The sequence below is a fragment of the Cytobacillus sp. genome, assembly GCF_964223445.1.
Classification (GTDB): Bacteria; Bacillota; Bacilli; order Bacillales; family Cytobacillaceae; genus Cytobacillus.
This window is the reverse complement of sequence record NZ_CAXQGS010000132.1, coordinates 81,183-98,789: the sequence shown is the minus strand read 5'-3', so window position 1 is coordinate 98,789 and position 17,607 is coordinate 81,183. Positions and strand designations below refer to the sequence as shown.

General features: G+C 41.8%; 12 protein-coding genes. 11 read left to right on the top strand and 1 reads right to left on the bottom strand.

The window, feature by feature from the left end; genetic code table 11:
* The 5 genes from ACEQ1T_RS23205 to ACEQ1T_RS23185 all read left to right on the top strand — a co-directional run.
* Nucleotides 1–651, top strand: a 651-nt coding sequence (locus ACEQ1T_RS23205; protein ID WP_370224957.1) for an MBL fold metallo-hydrolase, incomplete at its 5' end; no start/stop codon positions are given.
* Nucleotides 652–687: 36 nt separating this feature from the next.
* Nucleotides 688–1,449 (top strand): hydroxypyruvate isomerase family protein, encoded by a 762-nt coding sequence (locus ACEQ1T_RS23200; protein WP_370224956.1) that lies wholly within the window; start codon nucleotides 688–690, stop codon nucleotides 1,447–1,449.
* Nucleotides 1,446–2,369 carry an NAD(P)-dependent oxidoreductase gene (locus tag ACEQ1T_RS23195; protein WP_206836960.1) on the top strand — a complete coding sequence of 308 codons (924 nt, stop codon included), beginning with the start codon at nucleotides 1,446–1,448 and terminating at the stop codon, nucleotides 2,367–2,369. Before ACEQ1T_RS23200 ends, ACEQ1T_RS23195 begins: the two co-directional genes overlap by 4 nt.
* Before the next feature lie 214 nt (nucleotides 2,370–2,583).
* On the top strand, nucleotides 2,584–3,258 hold the full coding sequence (locus tag ACEQ1T_RS23190) for a lysozyme family protein (protein ID WP_370224955.1): 675 nt from the start codon (nucleotides 2,584–2,586) through the stop codon (nucleotides 3,256–3,258).
* 648 nt (nucleotides 3,259–3,906) lie between these two features.
* On the top strand, nucleotides 3,907–5,913 hold the full coding sequence (locus ACEQ1T_RS23185) for an LTA synthase family protein (protein ID WP_206836966.1): 2,007 nt from the start codon (nucleotides 3,907–3,909) through the stop codon (nucleotides 5,911–5,913).
* A gap of 56 nt (nucleotides 5,914–5,969) precedes the next feature.
* Here ACEQ1T_RS23185 and ACEQ1T_RS23180 read toward each other — a convergent pair whose 3' ends face one another.
* Nucleotides 5,970–7,481 (bottom strand): NarK family nitrate/nitrite MFS transporter, encoded by a 1,512-nt coding sequence (locus tag ACEQ1T_RS23180; protein ID WP_206836969.1) that lies wholly within the window; start codon nucleotides 7,479–7,481, stop codon nucleotides 5,970–5,972.
* Nucleotides 7,482–7,803: 322 nt separating this feature from the next.
* On the opposite strand from ACEQ1T_RS23180, the gene nirB (ACEQ1T_RS23175) reads away from it, so the two are divergent.
* The 6 genes from nirB (ACEQ1T_RS23175) to cobA are packed head-to-tail and all read left to right on the top strand — an operon-like array spanning nucleotide 7,804 to nucleotide 17,491.
* Nucleotides 7,804–10,176: a nitrite reductase large subunit NirB gene (nirB, locus tag ACEQ1T_RS23175; protein ID WP_370224954.1), complete on the top strand. Its 2,373-nt coding sequence runs from the start codon at nucleotides 7,804–7,806 to the stop codon at nucleotides 10,174–10,176.
* Nucleotides 10,177–10,198: 22 nt separating this feature from the next.
* Nucleotides 10,199–12,334 carry a molybdopterin oxidoreductase family protein gene (locus tag ACEQ1T_RS23170; protein ID WP_206836972.1) on the top strand — a complete coding sequence of 712 codons (2,136 nt, stop codon included), beginning with the start codon at nucleotides 10,199–10,201 and terminating at the stop codon, nucleotides 12,332–12,334.
* A 56-nt stretch (nucleotides 12,335–12,390) separates the two neighbouring features.
* Nucleotides 12,391–14,805: a nitrite reductase large subunit NirB gene (gene nirB, locus ACEQ1T_RS23165; RefSeq protein WP_370224953.1), complete on the top strand. Its 2,415-nt coding sequence runs from the start codon at nucleotides 12,391–12,393 to the stop codon at nucleotides 14,803–14,805.
* Nucleotides 14,806–14,820: 15 nt separating this feature from the next.
* Nucleotides 14,821–15,147, top strand: a complete 327-nt coding sequence (nirD, locus tag ACEQ1T_RS23160) for a nitrite reductase small subunit NirD (protein ID WP_206836978.1) — start codon at nucleotides 14,821–14,823, stop codon at nucleotides 15,145–15,147.
* A gap of 24 nt (nucleotides 15,148–15,171) precedes the next feature.
* Entirely contained in the window at nucleotides 15,172–15,987 is an 816-nt protein-coding gene (locus ACEQ1T_RS23155; RefSeq protein WP_370224952.1) for a uroporphyrinogen-III synthase, read from the top strand.
* Between the two features lie 22 nt (nucleotides 15,988–16,009).
* On the top strand, nucleotides 16,010–17,491 hold the full coding sequence (gene cobA, locus ACEQ1T_RS23150; RefSeq protein ID WP_370224950.1) for a uroporphyrinogen-III C-methyltransferase: 1,482 nt from the start codon (nucleotides 16,010–16,012) through the stop codon (nucleotides 17,489–17,491).
* Nucleotides 17,492–17,607: the final 116 nt, after the last annotated feature.

Here is a 17,607-nt window from a genome sequence, read left to right as displayed (position 1 = left end):
ATTTTCGGCCTGCCTGCACTGGATATTCCATCTGTAGCTTCGTGCCTCACCAAAGCGGAAATGGAAAAACTAATCCCTTATCGATGGACAGATGATGCATTGGATGAGCGTGTGGAGAGCGGGGCTGAAATAGAATTTTGCGCGAACGCCATTAAAAAAGAGTATGGTAAAGATCGAAGCATTAAAATTAAACTTCCAGATATTACGTTCGAGAAAAAGCTTGAAATAGATCTTGGCGGAGTGACTTGCCAGCTGCAGCAAGTCGGCGGGGACCATTCTTCAGATTCGGTGGTGGTATATATAAAGGAAGAAAAAATATTATTTTTAGGTGATGCGATATACGCGAATCTTTACGCAAGTAAATGGAATTACACAGCAGACCGCGTACTTCAGCTAATGGATGCACTGGATCAGTTTGATGCAGATACATATATTTTATCCCACGGGACTGCCATCTCAAAGTCAGAGTACCAGGAGGAAGCGGCCTTAATGCGGAAGTCTGCACAGCTTACAAAAGAATTCGAAGGGCAGATGGAAGAAATGAAGAATGCCTATCAATCCTATGTCAATCGTGAACTGAATGACAATGAGCTTGAAACGATACAGTACTTTGCAAATGGTTATGATTTGCAAAAAACTTATGCAGATTAATTTGTAAATCAAAAATCCTTTTTAAGGGAGGGTGTCATGAATAATTACTCTGTTAATCTATCAACTGTTTTTACAGAAGTTCCTTTTTTGGATCGGTTCAAAAAAGCCCGTGAAGCTGGTTTTGTTTATGTGGAGTGCCAGTTTCCATATGTATATACAATAGAAGAAGTCAGGAATGAGCTTGAGAATAATAATTTATCAATGGTCTTAATAAACCTGCCGGCAGGTCATTGGGAAGATGGTGACAGGGGACTGGCGGCAGACCCGTCGCGCATAAAGGAATTTAGAAAATCAGTTGAAAGAGGAATCTGTTATGCGAATGGTCTTGGAGTTAAAAAGATACATTGCATGGCAGGGATACACCCGGATAATAATTGGGAAGTGTTTGTTGAAAATCTCTTTTATGCGGGCACTGCAATGTCTAAGCACGGGATTACTTTATTAATTGAGCCTATCAATCCATTCGACATGCCTGGTTATTTCTTAAGTGATCTCAAGCAGGCTGCCGGCATTATCCAGCGTGTTGGTTTGCCTAATGTGAAGCTTCAATTCGACTTTTACCATATCGAAAGAATTCATGGCCATTCTCTTTCCGTGTATCAAAAATACGCTGAGATGGTTTCGCATGTGCAAATTGCTGACCATCCGGGCAGACAGCAGCCGGGGACTGGCGAAATAAATTATACCGAAATCCTTCAATATTTGAGCAAACACTACCGAGGCTTGATTGGTCTTGAATATAATCCACAAGGCAGAAGTGAAGGAAGTTTTGCTTGGATGAAAGGGGTGACACCATGAAGATTGGATTTATTGGTACAGGAGTAATGGGTTCGCGGATGGTTAAGCGTCTTCTGGACAATGGCTTTCACGTCATGGTTCATAATCGCACAATTGAAAAAGCACAGCCCCTTATTGAGCTGGGAGCCATATATTCGGAAACGATCAGCTGCCTGGCCAATCAAAGTCAAGTTGTGTGTACATGTCTTTCTATGCCAGACGATGTTCTGAACGTCTATACAGGTAAAGAGGGGATCATTCATAGTGCTCAGCCCGGAACGATATGCATTGACTTTACATCAGTAGGGGCCGACACGAGTAAAACAATCTTTGAGATGTCTTATGCTAAAAAGATCAGTTATCTGGATTGTCCGGTTAGCGGCGGTCCAGAAGGAGCTGAAAGCGGGAAATTAACGATCATGGCAGGCGGTGAGAAAGAGGCTTTTCAAAAAGTTAAGCCGGTACTGAAGGTGCTCGGTGACACAATAGAATATCTGGGACCTTCGGGTTCAGGCAGCATTGCCAAGCTGATTAATCAGTATCTTGTTGCTGTACACTCTCTGGCTGCATCAGAGGCAATGGTAGCCGGATCTGCCTATGGACTGGACTCCGAACTGCTCTTGAAAGTCCTGAAGGCAAGCTATGGCGACAGCAAAATCCTGCGCAGGCATATGGAACAATATGTATTCGACCGCCAATTCACACCAGGAGGGGCAGTGAAATATGTCCATAAGGATGTCCGGCTCGCCAACCAGCTTTTAATGGAAGCTGGCCTAAGCAGATTTACAGGTCAGATGGCCGAAAAAGCATTCCAGACAGCAGCTGAGCAAGGCCGCTGCGACCAGGATATGTCGGCAGTAATAAAGGCGCTGGAGGAAGAGACAGGAATTATTGTGAAGAGAAAGAAGTCATCATCGGACACAGAAAGGCTTGGTTATTAGCATTCATTTGATATGTATAGCAGAATGCACTGTGAACAAACTGAATGCTGGGATGTGCCAAAATTCAGGATGATATAATTTATACCCCGACGATAAAAACCGGAACTTTACGATTCTTCCGGCCCCCTTAAAAGGAGCTATTTCTATTAAAATATCAGTATTTTCTGCTATAATGATAATCTGAAATAATAATAGTGAAACCGGGAGAGCAGCAATGAAACGCAAAAAATGCAAAAAGCGTACAAAACGCAGATCAAATGTAGCATTCCTGTTATTTTTTTTGGTTCTGATTTTTGTCCTATTTGATCAATTCAAGCAGCTTAATATTAAGGAAACAGCGATTTCCTTACTGCCTAATACTGTTTCAAGGGATGTTCAGAATTATACGCCGATCCTTCAGAAGGAATTGAAGGAAGTTAACCTTGAAGAATATACTCTCGTATTGGCCGCAATCATGCAGCAGGAAAGCAAAGGAAAGGGCGGAGACCCGATGCAGGCTTCGGAATCCGCAGGACTGCCCCCGAATTCCATTCAGGATCCGGAACAAAGCATTAAGCAGGGTGTTAAACATTTTCAGAAAGCATTAAATTATGGCAGTCAAAAAAAGGTGGACTTCCCTTCCGTTATCCAGGCTTACAATATGGGAATCGGATATATAGACTTTGTTGCTGAACAGGGAGGAAAACATAGTGAAGAAATTGCGAAAGAATTCTCTCTCAAACAGGCCGAAAAAAAACCGGAAGTTTATAATTGCGGAGGCGACAAGAATAATTTCCGCTATCCATACTGTTATGGGGATTTCTCGTATACTACAAAGGTAACGAAAAATATTGAGATTCTTACAGCAAGTAACACAGGAAAATCCGGAGAATTTAAATCAGTATGGTGAAGTGAAACATAATAATATTATGGTAAACTAAAACCGCACTTTTTAAAAAGTGCGGTTTGTTTTTTATTTCCATTCATACCGAAGGGAGGTTTGAATAGCCAGATTTTATGGATCCTCTCTCAACCTGGGTATTCGTGGTTATGAATAAAAAGGTTTAAAAATACTTAAAAAGAGGAATGGTTTTAGGTCATAACCGGTCTAAGAGGTGTATAAATTTCCTCCATTATATTCATTTAAATGAATTGGCTTTTATGTATAATTTGTTTAAACGAATCATATATATAGGCTGTTGTCTGTTTTTTATCCTTCCTTGAAAATTATAGATCTATAAGTTTTTTACATAAAAAGTGAAACCAAATTGCATTTCATTCGTCTATATAGACGTGCAGCTTTAATTAAGGTGCAACAGCCAGCTAAGGCTGTGAACGGGGCTTACCCTCTGTCCATAGTCATTAAAGAGCATTTTATCTGGACATGCTTGACATTTTGTGAAATGCGAGTATAGTTATATTCTTGTGCAGTGCTTTTTTTGCATGTTCATAGTTTATTAATATTTATCAGGTAAACTAATAATTGGGCTGATTGCCAACATTAGATTTTTAAATTACTAGCGAAATATGTTAAAATAATGTGCTAGAAGGCAGGTGTATGATTTTGAATACTTTACTTCATAAAAGTCAGGATATATTAAATAAATATATTGGCTTTTTCTTTTTAGCAGTAGTTCTGCTCTGGATGAAAACGTATATTACTCAAATGACACAATTTAACCTGGGCATTGAAAGTGCCTTGCAGCAGTTCCTTTTATTCATTAACCCGCTTGGGTCTTCATTGCTGTTTTTAGGAATTGCATTCTTTTTTAAGGGCAGAAGAAAATATATCGCCTTGATGGTTATGTATTTCTTGCTATCGTTCCTGCTGTTTGCCAATGCAGTGTACTATCGTTTCTTTAATGACTTTATTACATTGCCGACCTTGACGCAGACACAGAATTTTGGTGACGTCAGCGGTAGCATCAGCTCATTATTACAGCCGACTGATATCTTTTTCTTCCTTGATTTCATCGTGCTTGCCGGCTTGCTTGTATTTAAAGCCGTAAAAATTGAAACAAAGGATATGACGCGCCGCAGATCAGCAGCTTTAATTTATGCTTCTCTGGCCATTTCCTTTGCTAACCTGGGATTGGCTGAAACAGACCGCCCGGAGCTTTTGACAAGAGGTTTTGACCGCAACTATATTGTTAAGTATTTAGGTATGTACAATTATACGATTTATGATGCAGTACAAAGCACGAAGGCATCCGCGCAAAGAGTTATGGCGGATAGCAGTGATACAACCGAAGTCATCAACTTTACGAAATCGAATTATGCTGAACCGAATCCGAAGTACTTCGGAAAAGCGGAAGGCATGAATGTGATCTACCTTCACCTGGAATCAATTCAGACATTCTTAATGAACTATGAACTGCACGGTGAAGAAGTAACACCATTCTTGAACTCACTGATTGAAGAAGAAAATACAACGTATTTTGATAACTTCTTCCATCAGACTGCACAAGGGAAAACAGCAGATGCTGAGTTTATCCTAGAAAATTCCCTATATGGATTGCCGCAGGGCTCTGCTTTTACCACTAAGGGCATGAATACGTACAATGCTGCGCCTGCAATTCTGAAAGATAAAGGATATACATCTGCAGTCTTTCACGGTAACTCAGGCAGCTTCTGGAACCGTAATGAAATTTATAAATCATTTGGATATGACAACTTTTTTGATGCAGATTACTATGATTTAAAACCTGAAAACATGGCTGATTACGGTCTAATGGATAAACCGTTCTTTGAACAATCCATGCCGTACCTGAAGTCGCTAAAACAGCCGTTCTATTCTAAGTTTATTACCGTATCTCATCACTATCCGTATCATATGGATCAGGAACTGGCGACAATTGAGCCTCATACAACTGGGGACAAATCAGTGGATAATTACTTCCAGACAGCCCGTTATGCTGACGAAGCGCTTAAACAGTTCTTTGAACAGCTTAAAGCTTCCGGCCTGTATGAGAACTCAGTAATTGTCATGTATGGTGACCATTATGGTATTTCCAAGAATCATAATAAAGCTATGGAGCAAGTGCTTGGCAAGGAAATTTCAGCGTTCGATAGTGCCGGTCTGCAGCGTGTGCCTCTGTTCATCCGCGTACCTGGTATGGAAGGCGGAGTAAATCACGAATTTGGCGGACAGATTGACCTGATGCCGACATTGATGCACTTGCTTGGCATCGATACTAAACAGTATCTGCAATTCGGTACTGACTTATTATCAGAAAATCATGATGACCTTGTGCCGTTCCGTAACGGAGATTTCATGAGTCCTACCATTTCATCTGTTGACGGCAAGTTCTATGACTCAACAACTGGTGAACTGCTGGAGGAAAGCCGGTTTGAGGAAGCGAAAAAACTTCAGGAAAGTGCCGAGCAGAAATTGGCGCTATCTGATAAAGTTGTAAACGGAGATCTTCTCCGCTTCTACACCCCGGAAAACTTCGAACCGGTTGACCGTTCGAAATACGATTACAAAGCTGAAAACAATGGAGTAAACAAGAAAAACGAAGTAAATGAAGAAACTGCAGAAGCAGATAAGCCATCAAATGAATAACTAGTAAAGGCTGCCTGGATTGTCCACCAGGCAGCCTTTTTTATAGACTGTAGGCCTCATAAAGCCTTTTGTTCGCGGATGCTTTCTTTGGCCTGTGCAGATGTGTTATGCTGATGATCCTGTTGGGATAAATAGTATTCTGAGCTGAACGAGTTTCTTGGCTCTTCAAGCCAGAACACACACATGGAGAAGCTTATCAGAGCACCAGCTGCAAGAATAAAAAAGAATGTCTGCGGTGAAACAAAGGTATAGAGTGTTAAGTATATCGTTGCGCCGACATTGCCGTAAGCGCCTGCCATTCCGGCTATCTGGCCAGTTATCCGTTTTTTTATCATTGGTATAACCGCAAAGGTTGCTCCCTCTGCACCCTGTATGAACATGGATGTCAGAATGGTCATGAGAACAGCAGCAGGGAGGGGCCAGCTGGAATCGATAAAGCCCATTCCAAGAAGGCCAGCAGAGATTCCTAGCATATATACAAGCATCACCCGTTTGCGATTTCCCATCCGATCTGAAAGGATCCCGCCAAGAGGCCGGGCGATTAGGTTAATAAAAGCAAATGAAGCTGCGATTAATCCTGCTGTCGATGGAGTCAGGGAAAAGGTCAGCTGAAAGAACATGGGCAGCATGGATACAATGGCGAGCTCTGCTCCAAAATTTGCAAAGTATGTACTGTTCAATGCTGCCACATTTTTAAAATTATATTGATCTTCATCTGGCACTCCTGCTTTCAGGATTGGGATGTTCACTTCCAATATCTTATAAAGCTGTATGATGAAAGCTATGCCAATCAGGCTCCAGACAATATATAAAGTGTTTTCCTCAATAAATCCCAGATTTTCAATCCTCCATGCACTGATTGCCAGAGCACCTCCAAGCGGAATCGACCACAAGATTAGTCTGAACATATCCCCCCAAGTGCTGACTTCCATTGCCCCCGACTTTTTTGGTTTAATAAGGGACTTTCCCTCAGGAGTATCCTTAACTGCACAATAATAGAAGATTCCATAAGCAAAACATATGACACCTGTCAGGGCTATGGCATATCTCCAGCCATTTTCTCCGCCGAAAAGCGTAAGTCCTATAAAGGGCAGTACCATCGCTGCTGCTGCTGAGCCGAAATTTCCCCATCCTCCATATATACCTTCTGCAAACCCTACATCTTTTGGCGGGAACCACTCTGAAACCATGCGTATGCCAATAACGAAGCTTGCTCCTATGCTGCCGAGAACCAAGCGGGAAATCATGAGCTGCAGCCAGTTATCTGCAAACGCAAAAACCAATGCAGGAACGGACATGACAATTAATAAAGAGGAATAGATAATTCGAGGTCCGAACCGATCCAAAAGATTGCCAATAATAATTCTTGCCGGAATGGTTAAGGCTACATTCAAAATTCCTAGCGCGGCCATATGCTCGGCAGTAAGCCAATTCATTTCACTCAGCATCGTCGTGGCTAAAGGTGCCATGTTGTACCAGGTGAAAAATGAAATAAAAAAGGCCATCCATGTTAAATGCAAAATCTTCATTCGCTCATCTTTAAATTTAAAAATGTCAGCTAACTTCAATTAAAATCCCCCTTCAATTACCTGAATATTTTAATATCATTTCATATAATTTAATTGAATGTAACTGTTGTGTTAGGTTTTCTAACATATAACAAAAGATCTATAATTAATCCAACCTCTTGATATCACCAGGATTAAACGCTTTCATACCAATGTAAATCAGGGTAATAAGAAGGGGTGGTGCCAATTGGAAAAGATAGGGCAAAAGTAGAGGAATATTAAAAATAATCAAAAAGTTATGTTAATTACTATTTTGATGTGATATTATCTAACATAACAAAAATGAAATGAGGAAAGGCGGGTAATAGCATGGGGAGGGAGTATGATGGCTAAAGAAAAGCTAGTTGTCATTGGAAACGGGATGGCAGGCGTACGCTGTGTGGAGGAAATCATTCAGAATGATCCGGACAGATTTTCGATTTCGATTTTCGGAAGTGAAAAGTATCTTAATTATAATCGCATCTTATTGTCCTCTGTCCTGCAAGGGAATTCTTCAATCGAACAGCTGACCATTCGACAATCAGACTGGTACGCCAGAAACCACTTCAATGTCTTTACAAATGAAACCGTATTGGTTATTGACACCGCCAGAAAAACAATAACCACTAACAAAAAAAGAATAGTTTCATATGACAAAATGATTATTGCGACCGGATCAACACCTTTTGTCCCCTCACTGCCAGGAGTCAGCAAAGAAGGAATCCTGACGTTCCGTACGATAGAAGATTGCAGGCGGATTATGAATGAGTCAGAAAAGGGCAAAAAAGCTGCAGTTATTGGGGGAGGTTTGCTTGGGCTTGAAGCTGCTCAGGGCCTGATCCAAATGGGTATGGACGTTCATGTCGTTCATAATGCTGACAGAATTATGAATAAACAGCTGGATGATAAAGCGGCAAAACTCCTGCAAAACTCACTCGAAGCTCAAGGGATGAACTTTTTGCTGAATAGGAAAACGGGATACTTTGAGGGAAGAGAACGAGTCGAAAAGCTTATTTTTACTGATGGATTGGAACTTGTGGCAGATCTGGTCATTATTGCTGCAGGTGTGATTCCAAATAGTAAGCTAGCCAAATCATCTGGATTAAAAACAAACCGGGGAATTGTTGTCAATGATTTTATGCAGACAAGTAACTCTGCTATTTATGCCGTAGGGGAATGCGCTGAACATAGAGGGGTGATCTATGGGCTGGTAAAACCGCTGTATGAGCAGGGCAAAATACTCGCTGCACATATTTGTGAAAAGGATGTACCGCCATATCAGGGTTCTATTCTATCTTCAAAGCTGAAAATATCAGGAACAAATGTATTTTCTGCAGGCAATATTTTTGAAAAAGGCTTTACTCAAGCCATGACACTTTATGATGAGGATGAAAAAACATATAAAAAAATAGTGTATAAACATAACAAAATTGCAGGATTTTTATTAGTAGGGGACCTAAATGGACATGTGAGGCTTATGGACATGATGGAAAAAAAGCAGAAGGTTTCAGATGAGGAAAAGCTGCTTTTGCTGAATTCCTTCCAGGAAGAATACCCTATCAGCTCAATGGCTAAGACCGGTATCATATGCAGCTGTAATAGTGTGACAAAAAAAGCAATTATTGAAGCTGTTTCAGCAAATGGGCTGGAAACTGCTGAGGAAGTGAAAAAATGCACAAAGGCTTCGGGTACATGTGGTGGCTGCAAACCTTTATTAGAAGAGCTGCTTTCCTATATAAAGAGTGATGATTTCCATGAGGATATTGATCCCTGCGCATTCTGTTCCTGTACAAATTTAAGTGAAGAAGAAGTAATAGAGGAAATTCAGCTTCGAGGGCTAGTAAGCATAAACGAAGTCTTTGCTGTTTTGGGATGGCGTAATCAAAATGGCTGCCACTTTTGTGTGTCGGCTCTACATTATATTCTTCGAATGGCTGTTCCTGGTTATGAAGGAGATGGGCAATCGGTCTGCTTTGGAGAAACACACAATGCTGTTAAGGAGGAAGATGGTACCTTTACCATAATCCCTCAAATATATGGAAATGAAGTGTCTGGCGGCCTATTAAGGAAGATAGGAGAAGCAGCCGAGCTATACAGCATACCTGAAATTACTTTGAGCCATGATGGACGGATCATATTAAAAGGGATCATACAAGATAATCTGCCGGCCATTTGGGAGACCCTAAATACGAAATTAATCCCTATTCCCTTTGATAATGCCGTTCGTGTTTTGCTGCTGGCTGGCTTCAAAGACTGCAGCTGCATAAAAGACTGCTCAAGGAATATGGCTTTACAGCTTCAGAAAAAAACGGAATACTTGCTGTTGCCAAACAGGCTCGAGATTGGAATCGCGGCTTGCGTTCATGGAAAAAATAGCATGGCCGGTCATGATATCGGGATAAAGGTGCACGGTGAGGAATGGGAAATCCATATCGGAGGGACTGGAGGAAACCAATTAAGGGGTGAACCTTTGGCTATTGCTTCAACTGTAAAAGAAACGGAAGAAATGGTATGCTCATTGGTTCAGTATTTCAGAGAATCTGCCAGATACCGGGAGACCTTAAAGGAATGGGCAGAACGAATGGGGATTATTCATCTGCGAGAAGTGGTGTTCGACTTAGATCTGAGAAGCATCTTGCTTCGCCGACTTGAAAATGATTCATCTGACAGACAAAGTAGATTGCACGATCCTGTCTTTATCAATGAAACTAAATAGAAAAGGCGGAAAGGAATGGACTATGACAGAACTCTTATTAAAATATTTCCGAACAAAGCAGCGGGAAGTTCAGTCAGAAAGAATTTATGATACGCAATGTCCTTTCTGCAGTATGCAATGCAAAAAGCAGGTGATTGAACAGTCCGTCGTAACAAGGAAAAAATATCGGGTTCTAGGAAAAGAGAATCCTGCATCACATGGACGTTTATGCATTAAAGGGATGAATGCCCACCAGCATGCCATGCATCCGGACCGCCTGCAGTATCCATTGCTTAAAGTAAATGGTAAGTTCGAACCGATTTCCTGGGATAAAGCGATGAGAATTATGAAGGAAAAATTCCAATGCATACAAGCTATGCATGGATTCAATGCCTTATCCGTGTATGGAGGGGGATCCTTAACGAATGAGACAGCGTACCTTTTAGGCAAATTTGCTCGAGTGGCATTAAAAACGAAATATATTGATTATAATGGGAGGTTCTGCATGTCTTCAGCAGCGGCTGCTGCTAATCATGCTTTTGGCATGGACCGGGGAATGACGAATGGACTGAATGATATTCCGCTGGCTAAATGCATTATACTGGCCGGCACGAATATAGCCGAATGCCAGCCAACACTTCTTCCTTATTTTGAAAAAGCAAAGGAAAACGGATCCTTAATTATCGTAATAGATCCGCGGGAAACTGCGACAGCGAAAATGGCTGATTTGCATTTAAAACCGAGGCCAGGCACTGATTCAGCATTGGCAAACGGGATATTACAAGTTTTGCTTGCAGAAAACGAGATTGATCTTTCTTTTATTTACGAAAGAACGAACGGCTTTGCAGAGCTTAAGGCTTTTGTTGAAACGATTAAGCTGGAAGACATTGAGGCATTGACCGGAGTGCCATCCAGCCAAATTAGAAAAGCGGCTATCCTGTTTGGCAAAGCTGCAACCGGGATGGTTTTTACAGCAAGGGGCGTTGAACAGCATACGGATGGATACCAAACTGTAAGGAATTTTATAAATATTCTATTAGTTACAGGAAAAATCGGCAAAGCCGGCTGCGGATATGGGGCAATCACCGGCCAGGGAAATGGCCAGGGCGGACGGGAGCATGGCCTGAAAGCAGACCAGCTTCCAGGATACCGTTCCATTGAAAATCCGGAACACCGACGCTATCTCGCACGAGTATGGAATATAGACGAATCGGATTTGCCCGGCAAAGGTGTTTCTGCATATGAAATGATGGAGAAAATCGGCCGGGGTGAAATAAGAGGAATGCTGTTGATGGGCTCAAATCCAATTGTTTCGAATCCCAATGCAGAGTTTGTTAAAAACGCATTGGAAAAACTCGAATTCCTTGTTGCGGCTGATCTATTTATCTCTGAAACTGCCGAGCTGGCAGATCTGATTTTGCCGGTGAGTTCTTATTTGGAGAATGAGGGAACAATGACGAATCTTGAAGGACGTGTTATGCATCGTCCCTGTGCCATGCCCAGCACAGGATTAGTAAAACATGATTGGCAAATACTTTGTGAGATTTCAAGATTTTTAGGGAAGGAAGAGTATTTTTCTTTTTCAGGTCCTGAAGAAATCTTCAATGAACTGAGAGAAGCCAGCAGAGGCGGTATTGCAGATTATTACGGAATTGACTATAAGCGTCTTAAAAATGGAGATGGGGTTCTGTGGCCTTGTCCTGATTCTGCCCATCCGGGAACAGATAGGCTTTTTGAAAACAGTTTTGCCCACAAAGACCATAAAGCAGTCATGATTCCTGTACCCAGCAGGGCAGAAGCAGAAAAAGAGACACCTAATAGGAATTATCCCCTTTACCTTACAACAGGCAGAGTCGTTTCACATTATTTGACAGGAGTTCAGACAAGAAAGAGTGCTTCACTGGCAGCCAGGAATGTTGAATCTTTTGCCGAAATACACCCTGAAACTGCCAAACGATTTGGCATTGGGAACAAGACGCTTATCAAGATTGAATCAAAAAGAGGCAGTATTGTGGTTAGGAGCCATTTGACGGCGGCTATTAGGAAGGATACAGTTTTCGTTCCATTTCATTGGGCTGAGACTCAAAACGTCAATCTCCTGGTATCGAATCAGCTCGATCCAGTTTGCCGTATGCCTGGTTTTAAAATAACAGCTGTTAACATAAGCCGTTTAGAATGACCATTAGCAGGACGAGAATAATCCATAAAAAAATCAAATGACCGGGAGGCTTTTTAATGGGAAAAAAGAAATTGGTTCTTGTTGGAAATGGAATGGCTGGCGTCAGGACTGTAGAAGAAATTTTAAAAGCTGCTCCTGAGAAATTTGAGATTACTATATTTGGCAGCGAGCCCCATCCCAATTATAATCGTATTCTGCTATCAAAAGTTTTACAGGGGGATACAGATGTAAAAGATATTACACTGAATGATTGGGAGTGGTATAAAACAAATAACATTACATTATATTCAGGAGAAACGGTGGTAAAGGCAGACCCGGACAGGAAGGTTGTCATCTCTGATAAAGGGAGAATAGAGTCTTATGATGAGCTTATTCTTGCAACAGGCTCCGTTCCATTCATTCTTCCTATACCCGGATCAGATAAGGAAGGGGTAACAGCTTTCAGAGATTTGGAGGATACTGATAAAATGCTTCAAGCATCCAAAAAATATAAAAAGGCGGCGGTCATTGGCGGTGGCTTGCTTGGTTTGGAGGCTGCGAGAGGCTTATTGAATTTAGGTATGGAAGTGTCAGTGATCCATATATCACCTTATTTGATGGAAAGGCAGCTGGACGAAACAGCTGGAAAGCTTTTGCAAAAAGAGCTAGAAGATCAAGGAATGAATTTTTTGCTTGAAAAGCATACAGAGGCCCTCATTGGGAATGAACGAGTAGAAGGATTAACGTTTAGTGATGGCACAATGCTTGAAGCTGATCTGGTAGTCATGGCAGCTGGCATCCGTCCAAATATAAAGCTTGCGCAGGAGATCGGTTTACAGGTCAACCGGGGCATCGTGGTCAATGATTATCTTGAAACGAGCATTTCCCATATTTATTCAGTCGGAGAATGCGCCGAGCATGAAGGAATTCCTTATGGCCTGGTCGCCCCGCTCTATGAACAGGGAAAAGTGCTGGCCAAACATATCTGTGGAAAGAAAACAGATCCCTATAAAGGTTCCGTTCTCTCTACCCAGCTAAAAGTATCGGGAGTAGAAGTATTCTCCGCGGGAGATTTTTTGGAGGATCAAGAGAAAAAAGCATTAAAAATATTCGATGACCATGAAGGAGTTTATAAAAAAGTCGTGTTTCGTGGAAATAAAATCGTTGGTGCCGTTTTGTTTGGCGAGAGCCAGGATGGAAATCGCCTGTTCTCAATGATTAAAAAGCAGGCCGACATTTCTGATACGGCAAAGGTTTCCCTATTGCAGCCGATCGGGAGTGAAGAAGGAGGAAGCCATGCTGGTGAAATGACTCATGAGGAAATTATTTGCGGATGCAACGGTGTTACCAAAGGAATGATCGTTGAAGCCATACAATCGGAAGGCTGCACAACAGCAGATCAAATCAAAGCATGCACAAGTGCTTCCCGTTCATGCGGCGGCTGTAAACCACTTGTAGCTGAACTGCTTCAGCATACTCTTGGCGCGGATTTCGACGAGAGTGCTCAAAAGGAGGGGATTTGCAGCTGTACTTCCTTTTCGAGAGATGAAGTGGTAGAAGAAATTCGATCGAAGGGACTAACCCATGTAAAAGAAGTAATGAGTGTCCTTGGCTGGGATTCAGAAGAAGGCTGTTCTAAATGTCGACCTGCCATCAATTATTATTTGGGAATGGTCAACCCAACCAGCTATGATGATGAACGGGAATCTCGCTTTGTTAATGAAAGGATGCATGCCAATATACAAAAAGATGGAACCTATTCGGTTGTTCCAAGAATGTACGGAGGAGTGACAAATTCGAATGATTTGCGCAAGATTGCCGACGTCGTTGATAAATTTGCAATTCCTCTGGTAAAAGTAACAGGGGGCCAAAGGATTGATTTATTCGGTGTAAAAAAAGAGGATTTGCCTAAAGTTTGGTCCGATCTGGATATGCCATCAGGGTATGCATATGGAAAATCACTTCGCACTGTCAAAACATGTGTCGGTGAGCAATTCTGCCGCTTCGGAACACAGGATTCCATGGGCGTTGGGATAGCACTGGAAAAGAAATTTGAAGGACTGCAGACGCCGCATAAAGTGAAAATGGCAGTATCCGCCTGCCCGAGAAGCTGTGCTGAATCAGGCTTTAAAGATATCGGCTTCATTGGAATTGATGGAGGATGGGAAATCTACGTTGGCGGCAATGGAGGCACCCATGTAAGAGGGGGAGATTTACTATATAAGGTAAAAACAGATGACGAATTAATGGAAGTCACAGGCGCTTACCTTCAATACTACAGAGAAACGGCTAATTATTTGGAACGTACCTCCGCGTGGGTGGAACGGGTTGGTTTGACTCACGTCCAGTCTGTTCTGAATGATAAAGAGAAGCGAAAAGAGTTAAATGCACGAATGAATGAGGCCCTGTCAGTTCACAAAGACCCATGGAAAGAGATTATTAATAACAATAAAACAAAAACGGAATTGTTTGAGAATCTCGTAAGAACTTAAAAGGGGGAGTTTCGTTTGGTTAATAAAAGCATCATTAAAGTTCTGGTTGGCTCCATACAAGATTTGCCCGTGAAATTGGGGAAAACAGTGAAGGCTGGCGGAATAGATATCGCTGTGTTCCGTTTATCTAATGGCAAGGTCCGTGCAGTGGAAAACCGCTGTCCACATAAAGGCGGTGTACTGACTGAGGGCTTGGTCAGCGGAGACTCCGTTTTTTGCCCCATGCATGATTGGAAAATCTGTCTGGAAGATGGCAAAGTTCACGCGCCAGATATCGGCTGTGTCCAGACTTATAAAACAATTGTTGAGAATGAGACAGTCTATCTTATAATAGAAGAATAATAAGATCAGGCTGGAGGTATACGGATGAAAAAGCTGGAAGGAAAGAAAATTGCTCTATTGGGGTCTAGAAAAATCGAAGAAATAACAAAAATTGTAGAAAACCTGGGAGGTGCTGCCATCAGCAGGCCAGCGCAAGGAACGTCCCTGCGTATAGACACAAAATTGAAAGAACATATTGGCCTTATTACCTCAGGTGAGTTTGATTGGATTATTTTTACAACTGGAATCGGAGTAGAGACCTTGTATTATACCGCTCAGGAAATAGGAAAGGGAGAAGAATTTATTAAGGTTCTTCAAAATTGCCAAATTGCAGCAAGAGGGTATAAAACAGTTAACATGTTAAAAAAACTGGGTGTCACACCAAAGGTTCGGGATGATGATGGAAGCACGGCAGGACTTATCAGAAGCCTCGGAAGCTATTCACTGGAAAACAAGAAGGTGGCTCTTCAGCTTCACGGTGATCCTGCACCTAAGCTGATTCAATGGCTTGATTTGCAGAAAGCTCAATATGAAGAAATTCTTCCCTATATTCACAATCCGCCGGAAACGGAAGTCATGGAAAAACTTCTTTCGGAGCTGCTGGGAGGGGAACTGGATGCGGCTGTTTTTACCAGCACCCCGCAAGTGAGACATTTATTGCATTTTGCGCGTGAACAGGGTGCTGAAAACCAATTGACAGAGGTTTTCTCGCAAAAAGTAATTGCGCTGGCAGTCGGAAAAGTTACAGCACAAGCGTTATTTGATGAAGGAATTGACCGGGTTATTTATCCGGAACACGAAAGGATGGGCAGCGCAATTGTAGAGCTGTCCAGCTATTATCATAAAAACTCCGAGAGATAATAGGAAGCATAGGGGTGGGATTTTGAAGAAAGGGAAAGTATATCTTGTTGGTGCAGGCCCTGGGGATGAAGGCTTAATTACTGTTAAAGGGTTAGCAGCCATAAAAAAAGCTGATGTAATCTTATATGACCGCCTGATTAATCCAAAATTGCTGGAATCTGCGCCTTCTCATTGTGAGCTGATTTATTGCGGGAAGTTTCCGAAACAGCATTTTCTGAAACAGGAAATCATCAATGAGATTTTAATAGACAAAGCCATTAAGGGATATAATGTAATCCGTTTAAAAGGCGGTGACCCGGGAGTTTTTGGCCGGGTCGGGGAGGAAGCGGAAGCACTGGCGGAACAAGAAATCCCATATGAAATTGTACCAGGCATTTCTTCAGGAGTTGCTGTGCCTTTATATGCAGGAATCCCTGTGACACATCGTGAATATGGAATTTCTTTTGCGCTGGTATCCGCCCATGATAAATCCAATGAAGGGAAACCTGATATTGATTGGAGCGGATTAGTCTCAAGCGTGGACACGATTGGCTTTTACATGGGAGTAACCAATATTTCATATATTGCAGATAACCTCATCCTTCACGGCAAGCCGAAAGAAACTCCAGTGATCCTTATCCAATGGGGAACCTATGGCAGACAGAAAACAGTGCAGGGTACAATAGGGGATATTGCAGAAAAAGTAAAGGAAACAGGAATACAAAATCCGGCAATTACTTTAGTTGGCGGTATTGTTTCTTTAAGAGATAAATTAAAATGGTTTGAAAACAAGCCTCTTTACGGAAGGCAGATTCTTTTAGCACGTACAGGCACTGCAAGAAGCACTTTGGCAGCACAGCTGCAAGAACAGGGGGCAGATGTAATCGAGATTCCGAAATGGACGAAAAAAGATGTTCCTTCAAATGATAAAATACTCAATCAGCTTTTCACGTATAAACGCATTTTATTCACATCCCCGGAATGCACGAATGAGTTCATTGATTTATTGATTAATAGAAATATAGATATAAGAAATGTTCAGGCCGATTTATATTGTTTGTCCAAAAAATCATTGAAAGTCATGAACGAACGGGGATTAACCGGCCGGCTTGCAGCTGAAATGAACTTGGGTGGACCGCTGCTGGTCGTGGGGAATCGGAGTTTGAATGTAAAAAAAATCCCTTATATCGAGCCGGATGGAAATCATGATATTCTCCAAACCAGTGATACAATCCTTGATGAATCTTTTATTCCTGTTGTTGGACATATGCTAAGGGAGGCAACTATAGACACCATCATATTCCCCAGCAGTTCCTCTGTCGATGCCTTTATGGAGAGTGTGGGCTATTATGGCATAGAGCCAGATGACTTGATCAAAAAGCTATCAATCGTATGTATGGGAAAGAGTTCAGGCCAGCAAATAAACGCATACGGTTATACACCTGATTTTGTCCTGTCAGCCCCAAATGAGTTTGAATTAGCTAAGGCTTTAATTCAGGAGAAAGAGCTGGAAAGCATAAAATGATCATAACGGTACTCTAATCCGGCCACCTATTTAGGTGCCGGCTTTTATTTTATTGGGAAGCCTATATTTTAGAAAAATATTGAAAAGGCTTACACAACCTGATAATATTACAGCGT

Excerpts from the sequence above, each read along its gene's own strand:
- ACEQ1T_RS23185 (WP_206836966.1), top strand. The coding sequence starts at position 3,907 with ATGATTTTGAATACTTTACTTCATAAAAGTCAGGATATATTAAATAAA.
- ACEQ1T_RS23170 (WP_206836972.1), top strand. The coding sequence starts at position 10,199 with ATGACAGAACTCTTATTAAAATATTTCCGAACAAAGCAGCGGGAAGTT.
- ACEQ1T_RS23195 (WP_206836960.1), top strand. The coding sequence starts at position 1,446 with ATGAAGATTGGATTTATTGGTACAGGAGTAATGGGTTCGCGGATGGTT.
- ACEQ1T_RS23155 (WP_370224952.1), top strand. The coding sequence starts at position 15,172 with ATGAAAAAGCTGGAAGGAAAGAAAATTGCTCTATTGGGGTCTAGAAAA.
- nirB (WP_370224954.1), top strand. The coding sequence starts at position 7,804 with ATGATGGCTAAAGAAAAGCTAGTTGTCATTGGAAACGGGATGGCAGGC.
- nirB (WP_370224953.1), top strand. The coding sequence starts at position 12,391 with ATGGGAAAAAAGAAATTGGTTCTTGTTGGAAATGGAATGGCTGGCGTC.
- ACEQ1T_RS23200 (WP_370224956.1), top strand. The coding sequence starts at position 688 with ATGAATAATTACTCTGTTAATCTATCAACTGTTTTTACAGAAGTTCCT.
- ACEQ1T_RS23190 (WP_370224955.1), top strand. The coding sequence starts at position 2,584 with ATGAAACGCAAAAAATGCAAAAAGCGTACAAAACGCAGATCAAATGTA.